The 24,008-nt window shown below is 58.2% G+C and carries 20 protein-coding genes; 5 read left to right on the top strand and 15 right to left on the bottom strand.

The features are described from left to right. Positions 1 to 193: 193 nt before the first annotated feature. A complete protein-coding gene (locus G403_RS22385; protein WP_036232765.1) occupies positions 194 to 3,034 on the top strand; it encodes an insulinase family protein in 2,841 nt (946 codons plus the stop codon). A gap of 9 nt (positions 3,035 to 3,043) precedes the next feature. On the opposite strand, the gene G403_RS0106105 is transcribed toward G403_RS22385, so the two are convergent. Further along, a complete protein-coding gene (locus G403_RS0106105; protein ID WP_156899648.1) occupies positions 3,044 to 3,436 on the bottom strand; it encodes a hypothetical protein in 393 nt (130 codons plus the stop codon). Then, on the bottom strand, positions 3,426 to 4,880 hold the full coding sequence (gene sbcB, locus G403_RS0106110; protein ID WP_027853208.1) for an exodeoxyribonuclease I: 1,455 nt from the start codon (positions 4,878 to 4,880) through the stop codon (positions 3,426 to 3,428). The genes G403_RS0106105 and sbcB overlap by 11 nt, the downstream gene beginning before the upstream one ends. A 102-nt stretch (positions 4,881 to 4,982) precedes the next feature. On the opposite strand from sbcB, the gene G403_RS0106115 reads away from it, so the two are divergent. Together G403_RS0106115 and G403_RS0106120 are read left to right on the top strand one after the other, a co-directional pair. Beyond that, on the top strand, positions 4,983 to 5,411 hold the full coding sequence (locus tag G403_RS0106115; RefSeq protein ID WP_027853209.1) for a YchJ family protein: 429 nt from the start codon (positions 4,983 to 4,985) through the stop codon (positions 5,409 to 5,411). A gap of 291 nt (positions 5,412 to 5,702) precedes the next feature. After that, positions 5,703 to 8,300, top strand: a complete 2,598-nt coding sequence (locus tag G403_RS0106120; protein ID WP_027853210.1) for a DUF349 domain-containing protein — start codon at positions 5,703 to 5,705, stop codon at positions 8,298 to 8,300. 87 nt (positions 8,301 to 8,387) lie between these two features. Here G403_RS0106120 and phbB read toward each other — a convergent pair whose 3' ends face one another. The 13 genes from phbB to G403_RS0106185 all read right to left on the bottom strand — a co-directional run bounded on the left by phbB (position 8,388) and on the right by G403_RS0106185 (position 22,647). Further along, positions 8,388 to 9,137, bottom strand: coding sequence for an acetoacetyl-CoA reductase (gene phbB / locus G403_RS0106125; RefSeq protein WP_027853211.1), 750 nt, complete (start codon positions 9,135 to 9,137; stop codon positions 8,388 to 8,390). Between the two features lie 248 nt (positions 9,138 to 9,385). Then, positions 9,386 to 10,726 (bottom strand): MATE family efflux transporter, encoded by a 1,341-nt coding sequence (locus tag G403_RS0106130; protein WP_027853212.1) that lies wholly within the window; start codon positions 10,724 to 10,726, stop codon positions 9,386 to 9,388. 223 nt (positions 10,727 to 10,949) lie between these two features. After that, on the bottom strand, positions 10,950 to 12,266 hold the full coding sequence (locus tag G403_RS0106135; protein ID WP_027853213.1) for a DUF1329 domain-containing protein: 1,317 nt from the start codon (positions 12,264 to 12,266) through the stop codon (positions 10,950 to 10,952). Positions 12,267 to 12,302: 36 nt separating this feature from the next. Next, positions 12,303 to 13,976 (bottom strand): DUF1302 family protein, encoded by a 1,674-nt coding sequence (locus G403_RS0106140; RefSeq protein WP_027853214.1) that lies wholly within the window; start codon positions 13,974 to 13,976, stop codon positions 12,303 to 12,305. Between the two features lie 16 nt (positions 13,977 to 13,992). Beyond that, positions 13,993 to 16,488 (bottom strand): efflux RND transporter permease subunit, encoded by a 2,496-nt coding sequence (locus G403_RS0106145; protein ID WP_027853215.1) that lies wholly within the window; start codon positions 16,486 to 16,488, stop codon positions 13,993 to 13,995. Between the two features lie 44 nt (positions 16,489 to 16,532). Continuing rightward, on the bottom strand, positions 16,533 to 17,510 hold the full coding sequence (locus tag G403_RS0106150) for a WD40/YVTN/BNR-like repeat-containing protein (protein ID WP_051298614.1): 978 nt from the start codon (positions 17,508 to 17,510) through the stop codon (positions 16,533 to 16,535). Positions 17,511 to 17,737: 227 nt separating this feature from the next. Continuing rightward, positions 17,738 to 19,093 (bottom strand): sensor histidine kinase, encoded by a 1,356-nt coding sequence (locus tag G403_RS0106155; protein ID WP_027853217.1) that lies wholly within the window; start codon positions 19,091 to 19,093, stop codon positions 17,738 to 17,740. After that, complete coding sequence (locus G403_RS0106160) at positions 19,090 to 19,767, bottom strand: response regulator transcription factor (protein ID WP_027853218.1); 678 nt, start codon at positions 19,765 to 19,767, stop codon at positions 19,090 to 19,092. The genes G403_RS0106155 and G403_RS0106160 overlap by 4 nt, the downstream gene beginning before the upstream one ends. 2 nt (positions 19,768 to 19,769) lie before the next feature. Beyond that, the gene (locus G403_RS0106165) at positions 19,770 to 20,045 is read right to left on the bottom strand and encodes a PepSY domain-containing protein (protein WP_036232770.1); all 276 of its coding nucleotides are present in this window, start codon (positions 20,043 to 20,045) and stop codon (positions 19,770 to 19,772) included. Continuing rightward, positions 20,038 to 20,664, bottom strand: a complete 627-nt coding sequence (locus tag G403_RS0106170) for a diheme cytochrome c (protein WP_051298616.1) — start codon at positions 20,662 to 20,664, stop codon at positions 20,038 to 20,040. Before G403_RS0106170 ends, G403_RS0106165 begins: the two co-directional genes overlap by 8 nt. Positions 20,665 to 20,674: 10 nt before the next feature. Beyond that, positions 20,675 to 21,064 (bottom strand): DUF1924 domain-containing protein, encoded by a 390-nt coding sequence (locus G403_RS0106175; protein WP_027853221.1) that lies wholly within the window; start codon positions 21,062 to 21,064, stop codon positions 20,675 to 20,677. Positions 21,065 to 21,066: 2 nt separating this feature from the next. After that, entirely contained in the window at positions 21,067 to 21,672 is a 606-nt protein-coding gene (locus G403_RS0106180; protein ID WP_027853222.1) for a cytochrome b/b6 domain-containing protein, read from the bottom strand. Between the two features lie 75 nt (positions 21,673 to 21,747). Then, a complete protein-coding gene (locus G403_RS0106185) occupies positions 21,748 to 22,647 on the bottom strand; it encodes a LysR family transcriptional regulator (protein WP_027853223.1) in 900 nt (299 codons plus the stop codon). A 132-nt stretch (positions 22,648 to 22,779) separates the two neighbouring features. On the opposite strand from G403_RS0106185, the gene G403_RS0106190 reads away from it, so the two are divergent. Then, on the top strand, positions 22,780 to 23,373 hold the full coding sequence (locus tag G403_RS0106190; RefSeq protein ID WP_027853224.1) for a 2-hydroxychromene-2-carboxylate isomerase: 594 nt from the start codon (positions 22,780 to 22,782) through the stop codon (positions 23,371 to 23,373). Positions 23,374 to 23,388: 15 nt separating this feature from the next. Next, positions 23,389 to 23,997 carry a glutathione S-transferase family protein gene (locus tag G403_RS24390; RefSeq protein WP_027853225.1) on the top strand — a complete coding sequence of 203 codons (609 nt, stop codon included), beginning with the start codon at positions 23,389 to 23,391 and terminating at the stop codon, positions 23,995 to 23,997. The last annotated feature ends 11 nt before the right edge of the window (positions 23,998 to 24,008 follow it).

Below are 24,008 nucleotides of genomic sequence, written 5' to 3' on the forward strand. Positions count from 1 at the left end.
GGGTATTGATCGCTACAGGGCGGTACGTCGGCCCCCTCATGGCGCCGACCGACTACCCGGGATTGTATCGGCTGTTGCCGGTGGGCGCATCCGCCCGCACTGATTTACCGTACAATCAGGCGGATCCGGGAACCCAACGCGACCGGGAAGGGTCACATCGACATCAGATTTGCCTGAGGAGAGATAGAACTCGATGCCAACAGCGACCGCACTGCGTCCATTTCAGCTCCTGCTTGGAGTCATGCTGACTCTGACCGCGACCCTTGTTCAGGCGGCTTTGATCCAAAGCCCCTCGGATACGCGACAGTATGATGCGTTTGAGCTACCCAACCGGCTTCAGGTGGTGGTGATCTCCGACCCACAGGCCAGTAAAGCCGCCGCCTCCATGAATATCCAAGCCGGCAGTCGCGACAACCCACCGGGCCGCGAAGGGCTGGCTCACTTTCTGGAGCACATGCTGTTTCTGGGTACCGAGAAATATCCGCAGGCCGATGCCTACCAGGGCTTTATCAGCGCCAACGGTGGCAGCCACAACGCCTACACCGCGTTTGAGCACACCAACTACTTCTTCGATGTAAAAGCCGATGCCCTGCCCGGCGCCCTGGACCGCTTTGCCCAGTTTTTTATCGCGCCCCTGTTCACACCCGAATACGTGGACCGCGAGCGCAATGCGGTCGAGTCGGAGTTTCGTGCCAAGATCCGCGATGATGGCCGCCGTCTCTATGTGGCCAGCAAACTGGCCATGAACCCTGAGCATCCCTATAGCCAGTTTGCCGTCGGCAACCTCGAAACCTTGTCCAACACAACCGATGCCGCCATCCGTCAGGATCTGATCGATTTTTACCAAAGCCACTACAGTGCCAACCGCATGACTCTGGCTGTTATCGGACCTCAGCCACTGGACAGGTTGCGCGAGCTGGTCACGGATACGTTCTCCGCGGTGCCGGACCGCGACCTGCCCAAGATCACCACTGAAGTGCCCCTGTACCGCGCTGAAAGCCTGCCTCTGGCGCTGGACGTAAAAACGCTGATGCAAACCCGTCAACTGCGTTTGACCTTTCCGATCCCCGCTATCCGCGATCACTGGCGCGAAAAGCCGGTACGCTATCTGGCCAGCCTGATCGGCTACGAAGGCAAAGGCAGCCTGCTCAGCCTGCTCAAGGAGAAGGGTTGGGCCCGGGCACTCGGTGCTTCCGCCGGTATCGAGCTTGAAGAAGGCGCCACCTTTGATATCAACATAGAGCTGACCGAAACCGGACTGAAGGAAAGCGATGCGGTGGTAGACGCTGTTTTCGCCTTTATCGATGAGCTGCGCGACAACGGGATACGCCAGTCGATCTATGAGGAGGAGGCGCTGCTGGCCGAAACCGATTTCCGTTTCCGCGAACCGCGCGAACCGATCCACGAGGTAATGGGTATGTCTTCGCGGATGCCCTACTACCCGGAGGCCCACCTGCTCGATGCGCCCTATCGCTATGATGCGTTTAACCCCGAATTGATTCAGGACTACCTCGGCTTTCTAGTACCCGACAATATGGTCCTGATGCGCGCCGCACCGACTCTTGAGACGGCCAAGTCCACACCGCGATACAAAATCGACTACCAACTGGCACCCGTCGCCCCCCATCGTCTGGCCGACTGGAAAACACCTGAGGATCTGCCGGGCCTGTATGTGCGTGGCCCCAACCCGTTTATCGCCCATGACCTGTCACTGGTGGCTAAGCCTGAAGCCGCCGACAGCGTTCCGGCCAAAGTCTGGCACGCCGACAGCGCAGAGCTCTGGTATCTGCAGGACACCAGTTTCGAGCAGCCCCGTGCCAACGTTCGCCTGGCGCTGCTGAGCCAGAGCGCTAATGCGGATGCCCGTGCCTCGGTAATGAGCCAACTCTACGCGCGCATGGTCAGTGACCGTCTAAACGAAACGCTGTACGACGCCAGCCTGGCCGGCATGTCGGCCAACCTCTACGCCCATCTTCAGGGGCTGAGCCTTCGCCTCTCCGGCTACAGCGAGCGACAGAGCCGACTGCTGGATACATTGATTACGGCAATGACCGAGCCCCCCCACTCCGAAGCCCGTTTTCAGCGTATGAAACAGGAGCTGGCCGAAGAGCTGGCCAACTCCGCCAAGGAAAAACCCTATAACCAGACATTCGACGGTTTGTACAACGCCCTGCTGCCTCAATGGACCCAGCAGGAGAAGTTGGCGGCACTGGCATCGATCGATCTGGATGCACTTCAGACCCATATCCAACGGGTGCGAAAAGATGGCTACCTGCGGGTATTGGCTCATGGCAACCTGCGTCAGGAGCAGGCGCAGGAGATGGCGCAGGCCGCCGCCCGGGGTCTGTTGCTCAGGGATGGAAAGTCAACGCCGCCCCAGCTTCCGGTCGTCCAGCTGCCACCGGGGGAACGGCTATACAAAACCCTGGATATCGAGCATGATGACGCATCGCTGAATCTCTATATGCAGGGTGAGAACACCCGCATAACCACCCGTGCTGAAGTTGCGCTGCTGGCGGAGATTATCTCAACACCATTCTACAACCGCCTGCGTACCGAGCAGCAGTTGGGATACGTGGTGTTCGCCAGCTCTATGCCGATACGGGAGGTCCCGGGTCTGGTGCTGGTAAGCCAGTCACCGGTGGCTGACCCATTGCAGCTCGAAAGCGCCTACAACACCTTCCTTGATTCCACCGAAGGCGAATTGAAAGAGATGGATGAAGCCAGGTTAAACGCCTTCCGCCAAAGCCTGATCTCCCGGCTTAATCAGCCAGAGGATACATTGGGTGATCGGACATCACGGTTCTGGACCGAGCTGGACCGGGATAACGCCGATTTCGACACCCGTGAGCGACTAACCGAAGCGGTCAAACAGATAACACGGGAGGACCTGCAGTCCCGGTTCAGGCAGCTTCGCACACGCTCACTGGCGGTTCGCAGCTTCAGTCAGAAAGAAACGCTGGCAGGGGCGGCCGATAACGGCGCAATCATGGAATCACTGAAAGAACAGGGTCAGTATGTGCCCGGCAGCTGACCGGGCAGATTACATTTCAATAACTTCGCGCTGACGGCCAAAACCTTCGGGCGGTGCTTCGCCGCCCGGGGGGGCCTCGGACTGGGTGTCCGGTGCGCTGCTCTCATTCTCACCGGTCTCAACCTCGAAATCACAGGGCGTGCCCGGGCCACATAAACCTTCGGCGCGGTCTTCCTGGATTTTGGCAAATACCTGGTTTTCACCGGTCAGCTTGGGCTGACCCGCGGATACCGTAAAAACCGGTGTCGTGCCCGATGGGTACACCACGGTGACCGGTGGTGGCTCCGGTTCAGCTGATGGTGTCACCACACGGTAATCGATCGAATTCTCCGACAGCGCATACGCTCCCGACGCCAACCACAATGAAGCGATAGCGGTCAGTCGCAAGCACTTAGATTTCAAGTGGGTAGATCGATTCCGCATAAAGCGCCAGCTCTTCCAGTATCATTCGATCCCGGTCAGTGATATCAGGCTGCTGAACCAGACGATTGAGCTCGTCATAATAGGCCGGGATGGTCAGATAACCATGATTATCGTCACCAAGCAACTTCCGCGAGCGGTACTCCTCCCAACGCTGATGCTCCTCTTCACGCAAGGTGTGCGGGTAGTTACGCGCTTTGTAACGAATCAGCATCTCTTCCAGTCTGGGGTCCTGAAACGGCAGTTCTATGAACTCCAGGGCTTCGGGTGGGGCTTCCCGAACTTGCTCCATCAATGACTTATCGTGATCGGAGAAAAAGCCCCCGGAGTACAACATATGATCCGGATCACCATCGGCCGGCGGCGCATCTTCGCTATAGAGCTGATCGAGCTTTTCCTTCAAACCCGGTTCAGCTCGCAGCAGTGCCAGGTGGCGACGGCAGGTATCGCCATCAATGTTCAACCGTGCCGCTTCTTCACTGTTCAACATGCCGGCCGGGGCCACAATGGGGCAACGATTGGTATGCAGCAACTTGAGTGCGATCTCCGGTGCACCGGCTGGACGCTGATCATGCCGTGTATAGAGCTGTTCACGTATCTGTTCCACCGGCAGCTCAAGCAGAGGCGTTGGATCAACGCGCAGATCCCACACCGCGGCCGCGTTACGGTTGACCGGGTGCCAGCTTAAAGGAGCCACCACCGCCGCATTCCCCCACTGCACCGGGTACTTGGAGGAGATATGCAGAAAGGGCTTCATGTTGGCCACATCCAGCCTGGACTGAATGGCTCGTTTGCCCCGATTGTTGAGCACGAACTCGTACAGCTTGGGCTGACGTTCACGGACCAGCTTCGCCATTGCGATCGTTGCGTAGACATCGGATAACGCATCATGGGCCTGCTCGTGGGCCAGACCGTTGGCCCGGGTCAGGTCTTCCAGCCGCAGACTCGGTGTTCCGTCTTCGTACAGAGGCCACTCGATGCCCTGTGGTCGCAGTGCCCGGGTCAGTCTTAACATATCGATAATGTCCCAGCGTGAGCAGCCGTTTTGCCACTCCCGCGCATAGGGATCGTAGAAGTTACGATAGAGGGTGTTGCGGGTGACCTCATCGTCAAAGCGGATACTGTTGTAACCCACCGCACAGGTTCCGGGCTGGGACAACTCTTGATGGATCTGACGGATAAACTCCGCTTCGCAGACACCCTCGCCAATCGCTTTCTGGGGGGTAATCCCGGTCACCAAGCACGCCTGGGGATTGGGTAGCACATCCTCCGAGGGGCTGGCATAGATGACCAACGGCTCTCCAATAATATTGAAATCGGCATCGGTACGTACGCCCGCGAACTGCACCGGGCGATCCCGACGCGGGTCAGTGCCAAAGGTTTCGTAGTCGTGCCAGTAGAAAGTCTCGGGGACTGTTTTCGCCATGCCCTATCCGTCAGTGCCTGTCATGTATAATGGGGAATCACTCAGGTAAGCCTGTAGCCATACCGGTTGCGGCTAACACTACCACTGAACGGGAAGACACGCATGTTTCAGGACCAGCTCAACAGTGATCAGACTTGCCCCTGCGGTTCGGGCAAAGTATTCCGCGAATGCTGTGAACCGGCCCTGCAGGGTACACAGCCAGCCCCCACTGCCGAGGCACTGATGCGCTCTCGCTACTGTGCATTCGCACTGGGTGCTATCGACTATCTTATCGATACCCAGGCCAAGGAGAAACGCCAGCCCGGTGAAGCCGAGCTGCTTGCCGAACAGATACAGGTCACCACTTGGACTGGTCTGAAAATACTTTCCACCCGTAAGGGTCTGGCAGATGACACCGATGGTGTGGTGGAGTTTGAAGCCCGTTTCGAGTCGGGGCCACAGAAGGCGATCCTGCATGAAGTATCCCGCTTTCGTAAGGATGATGGGCGTTGGGTCTATGTAGATGGAGAGGTTGAGCTGCGTCCCTGCTGATCTCAACCGCAACCGCCTTTAAATTTCCGGCCTGTCAAGGCTTTCCCTGCATCGACACTGGCCGGTAGAATAAGTGCCCGCCCAAAACCGGGCTCAGGAAACAGCTCCCGATCATCGCCCACACGGCGAACCGGATCCGGATGCTTACCGGGCCTGGAATGACGCAACGGTGTCAAAAACGGGCCGGATCACAAATCCGTCGATATCGGGATTTCAGTTGATATCAATGAGCCCGGATATCCGGAATTCAGACTTAGTAGCCAGGCGCACCGCGCCGGCTTGTGGTGATTGATGTTTGCAAACCTGTTCAAGCCCAAATGGCGCCACCCCAGCCCTGATGTCCGTGTTCGCGCTGTTACTCGCCTGAGCACCGACCGGCCGGAGCACCGGAACATTCTGCGTACACTGCTACTGGATGACGGCAGCAGCCAGGTCAGAGAAGCGGCACTGGGTAAAGTTCAGGACCTGGAGCTGCTTATCCAGGTACTCGGCCGTGAAGAGTCGGACCAGATCCGACGCCTGGCTGCCTCATTGATCGCCCGTCAATTCGCGGCCCTACCGGACGACGAAGTCGCTCACTGGATTAGCCGGTTGGATGAGGCGGCCTGCTCTCGACTGGCGATCTACGAGACCGACCAAAACCTGCACTCCCTCCTGGTCAGACAGATCAACTCCGCCGGCGCGTTACATCAGTTGGCCACTCAGGGCTCCACTGCCGCATTGCGCCGCGAAGCGGCGGAGCGGATGGACGACATTGCCATACTCGAGCAACTGGTGCGCGATACCCGCGGCAGCGACAAGGCCGTGCACCGGATCGCGCGTGATCGGCTAAACCGCTACCGGGAGGCCGAGCGTCTGCAGCAGGAGCAGGCTGAGAAGCGCGATACACTGCTTGAGGCACTGACGAACCTGGTGACGACTCAGGACCGCCAGCATTACCGGGCTCGGCTTGAGGTGATCAAACGTGACTGGGACAGACTACCGGCGGCACCGGAACATATTCAGGCTCAGTTCCAGGCCAGGCTGAGCCAGGCCGAAGAGATATTGCTGCAAGTTCAAGCCGAGCAGGAGCGCACTGAGGCCGAAGCACAGGCTGCAGCGGAACATCAAAAAGCTTGCGAACAGTGCGGCGAGGCGTTGCGCACGCAGCTCAACACAACAGATCCGGACCAGCAGTTCATCACCGAACTGAGCGCTCAAATTAATGAAGCCGAGCAGTTGATCGCCGTACGTCCATGCGGCGCGGAACTCCCGCACTATGTGCGGCAGGCACAGGCTTTGCTTTGCGCCTGTGAGCAACTACAGGAACAGCACGAAGCACTAGAGCGGCTGATTGAAACAGATCCCGAGCACACCGACCGTGCGGCTCTGAAAAAGCTGCTCGCTGATATACAGTGGCCCGATACGACGCCCAGGCCCTCGCTGCTTGAGCGCGCCCTGAGCCACCTGAAGGCATCGGAACAGAAGGCGGCGCAGCGCAGGGCTGCCGCGAATCAGAAAGTAGATGAGCTTGAAGCGGACCTGCAGGCCTTCGACCAGGCCATAGGACAGGGCGAGATCCGGATAGCACTGCGCCATCGAGACCACGCAGGTGAGCAGCTCAAACGTCTCAATGGCAGTGCACCCAACGCACTGGAGCAACAGTTCAAAACCCTGTCGGCACAACTGCAAGAGATGAAGGACTGGCAGGGGTTCGCCGTCAATGGCAAAAAAGAGACGCTCTGCGAGGAGATGGAGGCACTGATCGGTGCCGATATGCCCGCGCAGGCTCTGGCAAACCGAATCCGTGAACTGCAGAAGGAGTGGAAAGCGCTGGATGCCACGTCAGCCGTTCACTCGCAGAAGCTCTGGCAGCGCTTCCACAGTGCCGGAGAGACGGCTTACGCGCCCTGTGAGGTGCACTTCTCCGCACTCAGGCAGCAACGGCAACAGAACCTGGCGCAGCGCGAAGAGATCTGTCAGCAGCTGGAAACTTTTCTTGAATCGGTGGATTGGTCACAGGCCGACTGGCCCGCGATAGAGCAGATCTGCCATACCGCCAAGCGCGAATGGAAAGGGTTCACTCCAGTGGACCGGGCCCCGGGCAAAGTGGTTCAGCAACGCTTTAACCAGTCCATCCGTACGCTCGATGCGCGCCTCAAGGAGTGGCATCAGCGCTGTGCCGACCTGAAAGAGCAGTTGATCGAAGAAGCCGCCCAGCTCACCGAGATGGAGGATCTGGCCGAGGCGACGGAGCAGGCCAAAGCACTGCAACGACGCTGGAAAGAGGTCGGACCTGCGTTTCGAAGCCAGGAGCGCGCCCTGTGGCAGCGCTTCAGGGAGCATTGCGATACGCTGTTTGCACGCCTGAAGCGACCGGCCCCCAGGCTGGAGCCCATCGCACTAAGCGCGGGCGAGTCACCCGTAAGCAAAGAGGCATTCGAGCGTTTTATCAGCGCAGCCGGCATGCTTGATCGTGCGGAAAACGCTGTACTCAAAGGCGAAACCGCCATGCTGGAGCAGCTGCTGGATGCGATTCGGGGTGCAACCGGTAACGTCAGTCAGCCCTGGCGCGATCAGCTCTGCAAACGTGTGGATGTGATCGAAGAGGTACTCAACGACAGCACTCAACTGGAGCAAGAACTGGCGCAAAGCGAGCAAAGCATCCTGGAGCTATGCATCCGCCTTGAGATACTGTTGGGACAACCCTCCCCCGAAGAGGAGCAGGCGCGGCGTATGGAATATCAGATGCACCGGTTGCAACAGGCACTGGAAGAGCATCAGCAAAACCCAACCCGAGCCGATGTTATCGCGTTGGAGCTGGAGTGGCAGACCCTCTCCTTCAACAGCGTATTTCCGCAGCAGCGTCAGCGCTTTGAACAGCTTTTGGTCAGAGCAGGTTGCTGCTAAGCCCTCGACCACGACCTGCTTTAGTAGCCCGGAACGACAAACCCCCGCCATGGCGGGGGTTTGTTTTTACGCTGGCTTGAACGCCATTTAGAACATGTGCATACCACCGTTGACGGAGAAATCCGCGCCGGTAATAAAACCAGACTGCTCGTCAGCCAGGAAAGACACCGTGCGACCAATCTCTTCCGGGGTACCCAGACGCTTAACCGGGATTGAGGATGCGATCTTCTGCAGTACCTCGTCATCGATTTTGGCAACCATAGCGGTCAGGATGTAACCCGGCGATACCGTGTTGACGGTAACGCCTTTGGAGGCCACTTCCTGTGCCAGGGCTTTGGTAAAACCGTGGATACCGGCCTTGGCAGCCGAGTAGTTACACTGGCCGAACTGCCCCTTCTGAGCATTTACCGACGAGATATTGATCACGCGACCGTAACCCTGATCCAGCATCGGGTTGATGACGGTACGGGTCATGTGGAACATGGAGTCCAGGTTGGCGGTGAGTACCTCATCCCACTGCTCCCAGCTCATCTTCTTGAAGGTACCGTCACGGGTGATACCGGCGTTGTTGACCAGCACACTGATGTCGCTGCCGGTCAGCTCTTTGACGGTGGCTACACACTGAGCGCAGGACTCGGCGTTGGTTACATCGCCGTAGGCCACGTCGATTTCGTAACCATCCTTCTTCTGCTCTTCCTGCCAGGCTTTCGCTTTATCGTGATTGCCGCCGCTGTTGTAGCCGGCGACGACACGGAAGCCCGCGTCGGCCAGACTGCGGCAGATAGCCGTACCCAAACCACCGGTACCGCCAGTCACAAGCGCTACTTTCTGACTCATATTATCGCACCCCTCTTTTTCCATGTGATACCGGCTAAAACCGGTTTGATTGTCATTCTTGTCATCCCGGCGGTTTGTAAGATTCGTTGTTATTTCCGCCGGTATTTAATTCCTATCACTACCTTGATCATAGTACGGCTGGGCCACAAGTCACAACCGCCTGAACAGGGAGAAAATAGTCTAATTAAGGGTTTTGACGCAGTGATGACAGAGAAGATGCCATCAACATCAGGGTTTGGATCAAAAGGTCAGGATTCCAGCCGCCGCAGATAGCGTCTCATCCAGCTGTAGGCCAAAAAAGCGGTAATTCCGTTAGCGAGAACCAGCGCCGCAAACATGCCATCGAGACCAAAGAGCACACTGCCAAGCCAACCCAGCGGGACGTACATGATGAACAGACGGAACAGGCTGATGCGCATCGCCCGCATGGGTTGATGCAACGCATTAAATGACGACGCACTAAGAAAGGTAATCGCCTGAAATCCAAAACCGGCCGGAACCAGGACCATCCATAACGCGAGCCAGCGAGACACTTCGGGATCGTCGGTAAACAGGCCGGACAGAGGATCGGCAAACAGGAACAGCAGTACGAAGATAAGCCCCTGCCATACCAGCGCAAATCGTACCGCACCCAGGTAAACCCGGCGCACACGCTCAAGTTGACCGGCTCCATAATTCTGGCTGATAAATGGCGGCAGGGTCATCGACATGGCCAGACAAACCAACAGCGACAGTGACTCGACGCGGTTCCCAACACCATAAGCGGCCACCGCTTCCGCCCCGTGGCGTGCCACCAAGGCTGTCAGAATACCGTTCGCCAAGGGCGTCATCATATTGGATAGCGCAGCGGGTAAACTGATCTCCATCACCTTGCGCCAATGCGACAGCATCTGACCAAGTTCCGGCCACTGCAGAAGCAGCATCTGCCGTCTGACACAAAGCAGGTAGACTGCGAAGCTTGTTGTCACTGCCCAGGCCAGCACACTGGCCAGTGCGGCCCCTTGAATCCCCAATGCAGGGACAGGCCCCGCACCGAAGATCAGCAGCGGATCGAGCACAAGATTCAGCACGGAGGAGACAACCATAATACTGCCCGACAGGCGTGTATCTCCCGCCGCCCTGAAGATGCTGTTACACACCATGTTGAGCACCAGAAACACCGAACCACTGAACCAGACCGTCATATAGTCGTGGACATAGGGCATCAGGCCCGGCTCCGCCCCCATCAGGCTAAATACCGGATCGATTATCCAGTGTCCGGCGAAGCCGATCACCAGCATCAAGACCGTGGTCATGATCAGGTTATCGGTGGCCATTCGCGCCGCATTGGTCTCCTCCCCCGCTCCAATCAGACGCGCCAGGGTCGCGGATGTACCCACCCCCAGGCCAATGGCCAGACTGGTGATCGAGAAGGTGACCGGGAAGGTAAATGCCAGTGCCGCCAGTTGCTGAGTGCCCAACTGGCCCACAAACCAGATATCCGCGATATTGAACAACATCAGACTGACGATGCCGAGCATCATCGGCAGCGTCATCCGAACCAGGGTTTGCCTGATGGGTGCGTTAAGGATATCAGGTGGCTGTGACATGAGTGGACCGGCAAAAAATCGGAGCAGAAGTGTACCACAGCCCGCCCCGGCTCGTAATTGATGGCCCTGTCAGGTTTTTTTGCATCCATGAACCCGCGGGATGACCGCCATGAATGGCGGAAATACCGGTATTGCAGGAGCAAATGCCGGTGACCGGCCGTCCTGGCCATAAAAAATGCCCGGCGGTTGCCGGGCATAAAAACGCTGAAGGGCCGTACGCGGATCAGTTACCCGATGCGCGCATATTCTGCACGGTGAACTTATCCACCGGGCTCAGTTTCGGATCGACAATACCCTTGAACTGACCGGTGGTGCAGTGCTGCGCCTGCACATCGATCATGGTAAAGGAGTCATCGATCGCTACACCCGTACCTTTGTTGACGGGCAGATGGTGATCCGGATGGGCCTGACCGATGGTCCAGCTCTTCCACATCTCGCCCTTGCGGTCATAGGTGATGTTGCGGGGGATGATAAAGGTCTGTGCATCCATGTAGTGCTGACGCTTGCTGATCGGGTGGTTCTGATCAACCGGCTCGGATTCAACCACATAGACCTTACGCAGCTGGTAGGTGATCTCCGGGAAGCAGCCACCCTTGCCACCGAAAGCGATGACCTGATAACCATCTTCATCCTGATGAGTTTCAGTATCCAGTGTCATCTCGTCGTGGTTGTACATAGGCATCAACAGATACTTGGTGCCTTTATAGGTCCACTTCATGTCGGAGATACGGCCGTTATAGCCCTCGAAGTCCTCGATCATGACATCGGTCCCGAGGAACGCATCCGTGGTCTGACCGGAGGAGAGACGGCGGACACGACGCTGGAACCCGAGATACAGGTAGGCGTTATCCACCTTGGTGTCATCTTCAAAACGGTGGATCAGCAGCTGGGTGTTCTTCACATCGAACGGTTCCAGTACCTGCACATAGATCGCCCGGAACAGTTCCGACGGGTTCGGAGTGATCTCCGGGTACGGCTCCTGCTGAGTCCGGTGTGTGAAATTGAGGAAGTGGAAGTTCATCTTGATGGTACGTTCCTTCTTCCCGGACTCCATATCCCGCATGGTCCAGTAGAACGGCATGATGGCCGCTGAGTCGCCCCAGTTGTAACCGTACTTGTAGTTCCAGGCCAGCTTCTCACCGGCACGGGGATCATCCAGTGACGGCTCCTGCGGGAACGGACGGCCGGCCACGGTCTTGGAGATCTCACCATGGCCTTCACCGATAGTGACATCACCCGAGTACTGGCGAGTCGCTTCTACGTAGCTGTCATGCAAAGCGAAGTCGGTGGTCGGTCCAACCTTGACCGTGGTCGCCCCCTCTTTGACGAACATGTACATGGCCGGGTCCAACACATCCTTGAACTGCTCTACGTTGGACTGATCGATGGTCATACCCACTTCCAACCCCGGAAAGGAGGGGACGCCATCGGCATAGGGGTAGAACGATTCCTGGATAATCTCATCAGAGACCGCTGCCGCCTGAACGGAGCCCATCACAGCAGCGGATAGGGCGATTGATAGCAAGCTTTTCTTTAACATCTGTGTCTTCCTTTGATTCTTTTTATAAATCGAGTCTTAGAAGCTGTAACGTACGGTCAGCTGGATCTCGTCTTCGGCGTTGGCCACACCGATCGGGCCGTTGGTAAAGCGGGCCAGCGGTTCATACACGCTCTGCCCCTGGGCCACCGACCAGGGGAAGGTCTCATCACCGCCATCCTTGATATTCAGCCCCAGGTTGAACATCCAGTGGTTATCCGGTGTGAACGAGATACTCGGCGCAACGACGGTGGCCGCAGCGGCAAAGTCATGCGCCACAATGACCTGCGGGCTCAGACGGTTGTTCATGTAGAAGCCCTTGAACAGCGCGGTGGCAATCCAGTTGTCTTCGTCGTTGGGCATATCCGCTTCGTGGTCCAGGATGTGCTCGCCGAACAGCTGGGTGGAGATCAGGAACGCACTGCGCGTACCCAGCTGCGGGATCACCAGGTTCTTATCGAAGCCGATGACATAGCGCAGCATGTCGGTCTCTTTGTGACCGTTCAGGTCACGGGGCTGCTCTTCACCCTCGGAGTAGGCCAGCTCCACACGCCAGACCGCATCCATGTTCATGGAGTAGTAGTCGACGGCACCGCCGAGCAGGTTCACCCGCGGGAACTTGATATCGAACACACCATCCGGTGCCGGAGCCGGCGCACCCGGTGCGATCGGACGGAAGTGCAGTGACGGCATCTGCTGACGGTAGGTCAAGGCGTTCAGGGAGAAGGTGGCATCACCGTAAACCCCTTCCCACTTCAGACCCAGCTGGGTATTGGCCAGACTCCACTCCGGCTCTTCCACATCATGGATAATCGGCACATTGGCGCTATAGACATTGGTGCCCATACCCATGCTGTCGGTGACCAGATCCAGGTAGGACTCGTTCAGACTTGAGCTGAAGAAACAACCCGCATCAACGATGCGGTAGGACTGACCACAGGTTCCCAGGTTATTGGGACGGAACTTGTCGAAGTTCCAGACCAGTGAGAGGTTGGAGTCATCGAACACCTGGTTGGCACCCATGCGCCAGTCCAGCTTCAGCATCCACTGCGGGATACGGATATCCTCCAGCTCGTCATAGATATTGTGGCGGGAGTAGTCCACCGGGTTCATCACATCCAGAACCCGGAACAGGTCGGTCTTGCCCCAGACCACCTGCTGTTTACCCAGACGGAAGGAGACGATATCGCCGTTGGCGAGTTTCTTGTCACCGGTCAGGTAGAGCTCACGGATAAAGTCGAGCTGATCGTTGAACTCCGGATACTTGGCGTCGTTCTCGTCCTGATCCATATACCCGTCCAGGTTATTACACAGGGTCGGGTCGTTTTCGCAGGGGAAAGGAACCCCTGAGGTCAGGATCGTCGGCGAGGAGAGATCCGGGTCGTGCCAGTCCTGGCCCAGGTAGTCGTAGCGGGCATCCTTGCCGAACTCGTCATCGTTCATATCGTAGACCCCGTCATAGGTCCCGCGCAGGGTCCCGTTGAGGGTCAGCGAGCGCAGGCTGTCGGTCTCGAACCGGGTCTCGAACTCCGCCTGTGCGGTGTTACGGAACTTGGACAGACCCACATCCTTGCGGTGGTAGGTGGCGTTCTCTACAAAACCCGCCCAGTTGGTCTCGGCGGCCGAGACAGGGGTGACCGGGGTGCCGGCGGCCAGCGCGGTAGCGACCGCGACAGCCAGGGGGGTAAATGCCGTTGTTATTGTTTTCGACATAATGCTTGGCCTCTTGTTATGCCTTGGTTGTCATGACTAACGATGCTTGGGAAGTTGGTTCCGTGGCCGCCTGTGCCGCCCCGCCCTTCCCGGCGGACTCGGCCTCTGCGCCGTCGGGAGCATCGGCGTGGATCACACCGTCCTCATCGACGTAGGCGTTGCAGATAAACTTGGGTTTGAACACCAGTACCCAGCTCGGCACCAGCAGCATGGCCGCTGCGCCGTTGAGCACCACCATCACGATCAGCAAGAGCGCTGCATCTGCCTGGAAGCGCAGGTCGGAGAGCAGCACCCACATGACGATGCCGGCGATCAGGGTGATGGCGGTGAAGCTCACCGCCAGGCCGGTGGTGCGGATCGCCCGGCGTACGGCTTCAGCCAGGTTGCCGGAGCTCACCATCTCGGCGCGGATGCGGTCCATCATGTAGATCGAGTAGTCGATACCGACCCCCACGCCCACGGCGATGATCGGCACGGTGTTGGAGTTGATCCCCATGGCGACCAGCCCCATGTAGGCGTAGGTCAGCGTGGTGGCGAACAGCATCGCACCGAACATCATGGCGCCGGCCATCAGCGAGGAGTAGAACAGGGTCACGAAGATGAAGATCAGCAGGAACACCAGCGGCAGTACCCAGAGGTTGGTCTCGAAGGCCGCTTCATTCTGGGAGGCAATCACACCGATGGTGCCGCCGGCCAGACGGATGGTCAGGCCGTCGACCTTGCCTTCGTTCTCGGCGATCCACTGCTTGGCGGTGTGGATGGCGCGACGGATGGTCTCGCCCTTGTGGTCCTTGTAGTAGAACACCAGGTTGGCCACACGTTCGTCGGTATCGATAAACTCGTTCAGCGCCCCCGGGATCGGGTTGGACATCATGTAGGTGTACATCAGGCCACCCACATAGAGCTTGTCATCGGGGATCTGCATCCAGCGCGGATCGGTGTTGTGCAGCAGACGGTTGACCTGCTTGACCAGGTCCGGCGCGCCCTTGGCACCGCCCACATCCGGGTCCATCAGCATATGGCGTTCCAGATCCGCCAGCGCCTTGAGCACTTCCGGACGCTTGATACCGCCCTTCTCGTCGGTCTCGGCCACGATGTACATCTCTTCGGAGCCCGGGAAAGCGTCGTTCACGGCCTTGGAGGAGATGTTGTAGTCATGGTCCTGATAGAGGATGGGGGAACCGGGTTCGGACTCACCGATCACCACGTGGGAGGCGAAGTAGCCACCGCCGATCAACAGCACCAGCGCGGTCAGCAGGGCTCGGCGGGCCGCGCGTTCACCGCTGATCAGGTTGGCACAGGCGTAACCCACGTTGCGGAACAGGTTGTGCTTGATGGTGGTGGACTTGGGCTTGGGCAGCACCGAGAGCAGCAGCGGCACGGCCAGCAGCACGGTGAGGATGATCGACAGGGCCCAGATGGAGGCGTAGTGGGCCATCTTGGTGTTGAGCGGGATGGAGCCGATGGCGATCAGCAGCAGGCCGATGGCATCGGAGACCACGCCCAGCGAGCCGGGCCGGAACAGGCTCTCGAAGGTGAGCCGGGCGGACAGGTGGTGGTCTTCATGGGTGGCCAGTTCCTGATAGTAGCGCTCCACCAGCTGGATGCCGTGGGACATGGCCCGGGCCGAGATCAAAAACGGAATCACCAGGCTCAGCGGATCCAGGTTGTAACCGAACAGGGAGATGATGCCCACACCCCAGATGGAGGAGACGATCACCCCGGCCAGCGGGATCAGAATGCCGTAGGCTTTGCGGAAGTAGAAGATCAGCAGGGAGACCATGATCAGGGCGGTGAACAGGAAGATCTCCAGGATCTGATCCAGGTACTGATAGGCCCAGCCCACCAGCACCGGCTGGCCGGTGACGTGGATTTTGACGCCCGGGGCGGCTTCGGCCTCGCGCATCTGCTGGATCTTCTCGAAGGTCGCCGCGTAGTCGAGCTGGCCTTCAATCAGCTGGGCTTTCACCAGCGCCATGTGCATATCGGGGCTGACCAGCGGGCCGTAGACACGGGCATCGGCCACCACATCCTTGCGCAGCTGATCCAGCTGTTCGGTGCTCAGGTCGGTGCGCTCCGGGTTGTAGTAGGACTCGGAGTTAACGTTACCTTCGGGGGTGAGCCAGACCTTGCGCGAGTTGCGGTGGGTCACACTGGCCACCAGGTTGTGGTTGACCCCCGGCAGGGAGTCCACCGCCTGGGTGATGCGGTGGATCCGCGCCAGCGCTTCGTTATCGAAGATGTCGTGCTCGGTGAACTCGACCCCGACGATGATCACGTTGGCACCACCGAACGACTCCTTGATCTCGTTATGGAGCTGGATATAGGGGTGCGACTGCGGCAACAGGTCGGCGAAGTCGGAGTAGACCTTCAGGTTGGGGACCTGGGCGGCGAAGAACAGCGTCGCCATCAGGATCAGCCCGAGGATCAGTTTGGGGGAGTCGAACACACGCTGCTCGAAGCTGTGCAGCCAGTGTGTGGCCTTGTGGGCCTTGGCAGATCGTTTATCCATGACCGGTATCCGAAGTTGGTTGGTTCAGCCCAGAACGGGATGGCTTAGAGCGCAAGACTCAGCAGGGTGCCGTTGCCCCCGGCCACCAGTGCGCCCTGCTCGGTGGCCAGGCCTGCCCGCAGGTAGACCGGACGCGCTTTGACCGGGACCGGGGTCCACTGGTCGCCGCTGCGCTTGAGCACGGTGGCGTTCTCACCCAGGGCGTAGAGATCGCCCCGGGTCTCGAACAGGCCATACAGGGGCGCGGCCACCGGGGTCGGGCTCAGGCTCCAGCTGTCACCGCCATCGGTGGTGTGCAGCACGGTGCCATCCAGGCCCACGGACCAGCCGGTGTCGGCATCGGTGAACAGGGTGGTCTGGGGGTAGAACTCATCACGCATGGGTGCCAGCACCTCCCAGTTGTCACCGCCATCGGTGGTCCGGGTCAGGGTGCCGAACTCACCGGCGGCGTAGCCCAGCTGCTCGTTGAGAAACTGGATGCTGGTGAGCATGGCGTCTTCGTTGAGGGAGACTTCGTTCCAGCTCTCGCCTTGATCGGTGCTGGAGAGGAAGGTGGAGAAACTGCCCACGGCCCAGTAGGTGCCATCGGGGGCACAGGTCAGGTCGAGCATGTTCTCGGGGGTGTTGAGGTCAAACGCCTGCCAGGAGGTGCCGTTATCGTCACTGCGCCAGAGCTGCTTCTCGAAGCTCAGGGCAATCAGGGTGTTATCGGCACAGGCATCCAGATCGATCAGACCCGGCTCACCGGGCAGAATCTGGCGCTGCCAGGCCTGCTCACCCAGTGGACGGGTCAGCACCAGGCCGTTGTTACCCACAGCCACCTGGACCTGATCGTTGGCGACTAACGCCTGAAGTTGATCGGTACGGCGCAGGGACTTGCTCTGCTCCTGCTCCACACCGCTGAGGTTAAGGGGTGCTTCGCAGCCGGCTAATACCAGAGGAATCAGCCCGGCAATCAGACAACGTGCAGCGACGACCGAAGCCGTACTGCTACCGGTTGGGTACTTATTCGAAGGCAACATATTTCACGCTTCATTTTTATAGTTATGAACTGGGTTGAAACGGCACTCGATCAAGTTAGAGCAAGGCACGTACCAGTTCTTTGAAACGTGAAATAAATCGTTTTAAATCATATAGTTAAAACAAATAAAAGCAAATTGACGCAGAATTTAAGAGGATTTTAAAACAGAGGCATTAACGATTTGATCAAACATTAAAGTGCGCTTGATCAAATCGTTAACCCTTTAACTTATGCGGACATATCGATCACAACAGCCAACCCGCCATGCCTGGAGTGCTCAAAATTAATCGTCCCGTCATAGCTTTCCACCACCGACTGACAGATCGACAATCCCAGCCCCTGCCCATCGCCCTGAGATTCATCAACCCTGAGCCCACGCTGACTCAGGCTCGATAGCAGCTGATCCGGCACACCTGGGCCATCATCGGCCACTGTGATGCGCCAACCATCAGGCACAGCGGTGATACTGAGCCAGACCTGCTCACGGGCAAAACGCCAGGCGTTATCCAGCAGGTTACCCAGCAACTCGATCATATCGTCGCGATCATAGGGCATCGCACCCTCTGGAAGCTGTTTGTGTAAACGAAGGCTCCCCGGCGCTGAAAGCGCCAGCAGCTTCTCCAGATGAGGTACCTCTTCGGTGGGCACAAACTGCTGACCCGGTGCGGGAGCACCGGCGATGCGGGCCCGTCTCAACTCGCGTTCAATGCGCTGGGATAACTGCTCGTAGATCTGTTCCATCTCAACACGACCTTCGGCATCCGGACACTTGCCGGCAAGCCAGCGCAGCTGCTGCAGGGGACGTTTAAGCTCATGGGCCAGGTTGCCCAGTGCCGTTCGTGAACGCTTGGTCTGCTCACCCGAGCGTTGCAACCGCATTTGAATCGCATCCACCAGCGGCTGAACCTCCTGGGGCACACGGCTGGGAAGCTCAGACTCGCCTCCCAGCGCCTGGTCACGCAGGGCGGCTCGCAAGGGTTCGAGCGCAGCGAATCCGCGGTGCAGAATCAGACGCTGCCAGAACAGCAGCACAGCAATCGTGACCAACACGATACCCAGCAGGTACAACTCGAAACGACGGCGAGCTGAATCCAGTGGCGCCACATCCTGGGCAATCCACAGCGAGAACGCTGTATCTCGCCGGACAAACCCCAGCTGTCGAACCAACCAGCGCTGCCCTTCTATCGCGCTCATCACCTGGGTTTGCGTGACTCCCGGATCCAGCTGACGCGTATTGACCTCCAAATCCCATAAGGAGCGCGAGCGGATCTCACCGGATAGGTCTGCGCCGTTATAGCTGAGCTGATAGTAGTAGCCCGAGCGGGGGCGCTGATAAGCGCCGGGAAGGTGTTGCTCATCCACCTGCCACTGCCCATCCGGCCCGGTCTGCTCCAGTGCAGCGATCAGACTTTCCGCATCGATCTGCAACCGGGACTGCACAAAATCACCGGTCAGGTTTTCGATAGCCAGATCGAGCAGTACCGCGAGACCACCGAAGACAACCAGCAGCACCATCAGCAGCCGGTGCCTGATCCGCTGCTCCAAGCTGCCCGAAGAAACCTGAGAGCCGGGAACCGCCGTCACTGCCCCTCCTCCATTGTATTGACGAGGCAATAGCCCTGACCCCGACGGGTCTCTATCAACGCTTTTCCAAAACGCTGTCTTAAGCGGTTGATGTAGACTTCGATCACGTTGCTGTCTCGCTGCTGCTCCTCTTCGTACACCTGTTCGCTCAGCTCGGTCTTTGACAGAACCTTCCCGGCGTTCAACATCAGGTAGCGCAGCAGGCGAAATTCAATACCGGTCAGCGGCTGCCATTCTCCCTCGCCCTGACACACCTGCTGCCGATCAGTATTGAGCTTCAGCCCCGCCACTTCCAGGGTGGGCGCTGCATGTCCATGATGCCGTCGCACCAGCGCTTCGAGCCGGGCCAGCAGCTCCTCGGTATGAAAGGGTTTGCCCAGGTAATCATCCGCTCCGGCTTTAAGGCCATCAACCCGTTCATGCCAGGCATCGCGCGCAGTCAATACCAGCACCGGAACATCCAGACCCGCTGCACGCCAGTTCTTAAGAACCTCTAACCCGGAGCGCTTGGGAAGTCCAAGATCCAGAATGACCACACCGAAGCGCTCCTCCCGGCCAATAAACTCGCCATCCACGCCATCGATCGCGACCTCCACCGCGTATCCGGACCGTTGCAGCGCGGGTTTAAGCTCCGCAATCAGCGTTTGATCATCTTCTACCAGTAAAAGGTGCACCGTCAGTCCTCCAACTCCTCCTTGAGCAGGCGACCATCACGGGCATCCAACTCAAACTCACGGACCCGGCCATCGCTCCCCAGCACCTCGATTTCATAGACCAACCTGCCATGCTCCCGCTCCAGATCCACGTCCAGAAGATGGCCTGCTGTCCTGTCGGCGTGACGCTCCAGCAACTCGGTCAGCGGAAGCATCTCACCGCGCTGCACCAGCTCGCGCGCCTCATCCTGATCAATTCGATCACCGGCCGCGGCCGCGACCGGGAGAAGGCTAGTCATCCCAACGACCATGGCCGGGAATATCAACGGTATCTTCATCGAACACGCCTCGCTGTGCGTCTTTACCATGGCAGGCCTGACACTGGCTGAAGCTTCCCACGTCCGGGTTACCAGCCACCAGTCGCTCGGGAACCTCATCATGCTTTCGCTTGAAATAGTCGGTTTCAGTAATACGCAGAGGCGCCTCATCCTGGCCCAGACCGCGTATGAACTTTGTAGAGCGCGGGCCCGGATTCACATCCGCCGCATTGGCCACCAGATAGGCAGTAATCTTCTGCGCCATATCCGGCATCAACTCGGCATTATCCCCGAAGTGATCATCCAGCCCCGCCATCAGTTTATCCCAGCTTCGCGCCGGAAGCAGGTGCGCCGGATAGGCCAGGTGACAGGCACCGCACTCTTCTGCGTAGAGGGGATCAGGAGAGCGGCCGGTTTTCGAACTGCCCCAAAAACCCTTTTCTTCACGCTCATACTCGTACTCTTCGGACTCATGTTCCTCACGTTCACTCCAGCCACTGCCATTGGCGATACCGACAATACCGAAGCCCCCCAGTGTCAGGGCACCGCCCAGGGTTGTCACACCCACGCCCCAACGTAGTTTATCCAGCCATCTGTTCATGATTCGCTCCTTACTGATCTCTCAGCCATGTTAAAAAATCGCTTTTCTCCTGCGCGGTACATTCCCGGCCCAGCGTCCATTTACAGTTGCGGTAAAACCACTTTTCAATCTGACGCTCATCTGTCAGGCGTTCCGGATTGGCCGAAGGCGCCAGCGGCTCAATCCTCTTGCCAGTGCGTTGATGCTTGCCGGCCGCTCTGGGATCCGGTGTATGACAGCTGGTACAACTGCGCCCGGACTGCTCTCGGTTATACAGCGCCTCCCCGGCGGAAGCGTTTGGAGCCGATGCACCAGCGCTTTGATACTCATTAAGCAACTGGTCGATCACCGCCGGACTCTGTGCCCAGACCGGCGCAACCATCAGAGAGCTCAGCAGCAAGACAGGGATTGTTCGTCTCATGGTTACTCCCCCTCTTTGACGGGTTTGCGCCCGGTAATCATGGCGCGGACCAGGTTTTCACGGTGCAACAGGCTGCTCACCAGCACACCGGCCACATGACCGACAATCAAGAAGATCATCAGGTTGGCCAGAACTTCGTGGAGCTCTTCGATAAACCCCTCCGGCAAGGTGGCGAACCAGGTACCAACCAATGGCCCGCTGCCCTCACCGGCCGCCAGAGACATGCCGGACAGTGTCAGCAGCGCGAGTACCGACAACAAAGCGATCACCATGGCACCGCCCGCCGGGTTATGACCCCGGTAGTGCTTGGCCCGACCACTGAACAGACTCTTGAGATATTCAATGACCGTTGATGGCCGGTAGATAAAATCGATAAACCGGGCGTGACGGGTGCCGATCACACCCCAGATAACACGAAAGCCCACCAATGCCGCGATGGCATAACCGGACCATTCATGCAGAAACTGAATCTCTTCGGCACTGACATAGGCGATGGTGAAAAACGCCACCAATGACCAGTGGAAAATGCGGACGAGCGGATCCCAGACGCGGACCGTGCTGGTCTCGGCTACGACAGGGTCCGGCTGTTTTTCTAACGTGGTTTGCATATCAGACCTCCTTTCAGGCTATGGAGGCCAGTATGCGAGATGGGGTATTAAATGAAGCTTAAAAAGTGGGGATATTCAGCTCCAATGAGCGGGTTCTGAAAACTGTTCGGCAAGAAAGTCGAGCAATACCCTGACTTTGGCCGGTAAATGCTTTCGATGGGGATACACCGCATGAATCTGTTGATCCTCCACCCGATAGTCCGTCAACAGGGGCACCAATCGCCCCCGCTGCAGGTCGTCACCGACCATGAAAACCGATAGACGCACAATACCGCCACCCAGCAATGCGTACTGGTGCAGGGCATCAACGTTATCGGTCACAAAACGTCCCTTCACATCGACCTTCTCCGTTCCGTTTTTACTTTCAAACTGCCACTGGTTAAATGCATCGTTGGTGGATAAGCGCAGACAGTCATGCTCCAGGAGTTGATGAGGAGTTTCAGGCGCGCCCCATTTCGCCAGATATTCCGGACTGGCACAGATCACCCGGCGACTGCTGCCAAGCTTTCGGGCGACCAGGCTGGTATCTCTCAGCACACCGAGCCGAATGGCGACATCGACACCTTCACCGATCAGGTCCACAGCCTGCCCGGTTAACTGATACTCCAACGTGACCTTGGGATAGAGCGCCTGAAAGGCAGGCATCCGCGGTAACAACTGATGCTTAGCAAACCCGGGTGTGCTGTTGATACGCAGGGTGCCTGCAGGTTCGCGGCCGAACCCGGTCAACGCGTCTTCCGCATCTTCGATCTCATCGAGGATATCCACACAGCGCTGGAAGTAGGCGTGCCCCGCTTCAGTCAGGCTCAATGTCCGGGTGGTACGGTTTAACAGACGAACCCCCAGACGGGACTCCAGCCGCGACAATAATTTGCTGATCGCCGATGGTGACAGATCCAGCTGCCGTCCGGCCGCAGAGAAACTCCCGCGCCGGACCGACTCCACAAACCCCTGCATTTCAGTCCACTTGTCCACATGCCACCTTTTGTGAATTCAAATCACATATCTTTTTACAATTTACACCCTTATCACAAATAAGGTTAGCAATTAGCCTGTGGATATCGGCTGCATCGCCGCAGCCCTCATACAAGTGAAAGCGAGCAGATCATGAATGCCCCTGTCGAAGTAAAGCTGTTTTTCAATTTCCGCAGCCCGTACTGCTACCTGGCCAGCAAAAAGCTCTGGCCCATTCTAGACGATTACAACACCCGTCTACTCTGGCGCCCGGTTGGTGGCTGGGACCTGCGCTCCCCTCCTGACAGAGCCAAAACCAAGATGCCGCTGGCCCGCCAGGATATGGCGCGCTTTGCCCGCAAGATGGGTATTCCCGTTAACCCTCCCCCCGTAACAACAGATGCCACCGCTGCCGGGGCAGGCTCACTGTTAGCAGAGCGCGAAGGGCTCCTGCGACCCTACATCATTGAAGTGATGCGCGCCGAATGGGCCGAGGGCCTGGATATCGGTGACCCTGAGGTATTGCTTGAGGTGGGGGAACGCATCGGCCTCTCGCGACACGCGCTGGAGCACGCAATGAGCGCCCCGGAGCTGCTTGAACAGATGGCTGACAATGCACAGGAAGCGGCCGATATCGGCGTCATCGGTGTCCCCACTTTTGTGATCGGCGATCAGATTTTCTGGGGACAGGACCGAATCGAGTTTGTCATCGATGAACTCAGAGAACGACGTGCTTCACGGCTCTGAACAGGGGGGAACGGTATGATTCTGTATGATAAGCCCGAATGCCCGTTTTGCTGGAAAGTTCGCCTGGCGTTGCATGAAAGCGGTTACGCTGCCGAGTTGATCGACTCCCAGGATCTTGAGCACCGCTCGCACTGGCAGGCCCTGACACCCAAGAAGACTGTACCGGTGCTCGTAACCGATGGCGGCGACGTAATCTACGAGTCTAACGTCATCCTTGAGTATCTCGCCGAGACAGGCAACGCCCTGTTACCTGCCACACCGGGTGCCCGCATCCAGGCTCGCTTACTAAACAGCTACAGCGACACAGTGGTCGGACCGGCTCTGCGCGAGATTATTTTCGAAAAGCGGGACCGACCCCGGGACGCATGGGATATGGACCGTATCAAAGCCGGCGAACTGGCCTTTGAAGAGGCACTGGATTACCTGGCGGCTCAATTGGGACAGTCAGACTACTTCGCGACAGAATACAGCTTTCCGGAATGTGCACTCACGGCACGTTTTGGCCTGGCCGAAGCCTATGGTGCACCGATTCCGGATCGATACGGCAACCTTCAGCGCTGGTTTAAGCGTATGAAACAAAGGCCCAGTTACCGTGCTACCGAGCCTTCCTGGAAAGCTACTTAGAAGCTAACTCC

It is taken from the genome of Marinobacterium litorale DSM 23545, from assembly GCF_000428985.1.
Classification (GTDB): Bacteria; Pseudomonadota; Gammaproteobacteria; order Pseudomonadales; family Balneatricaceae; genus Marinobacterium_D; species Marinobacterium_D litorale.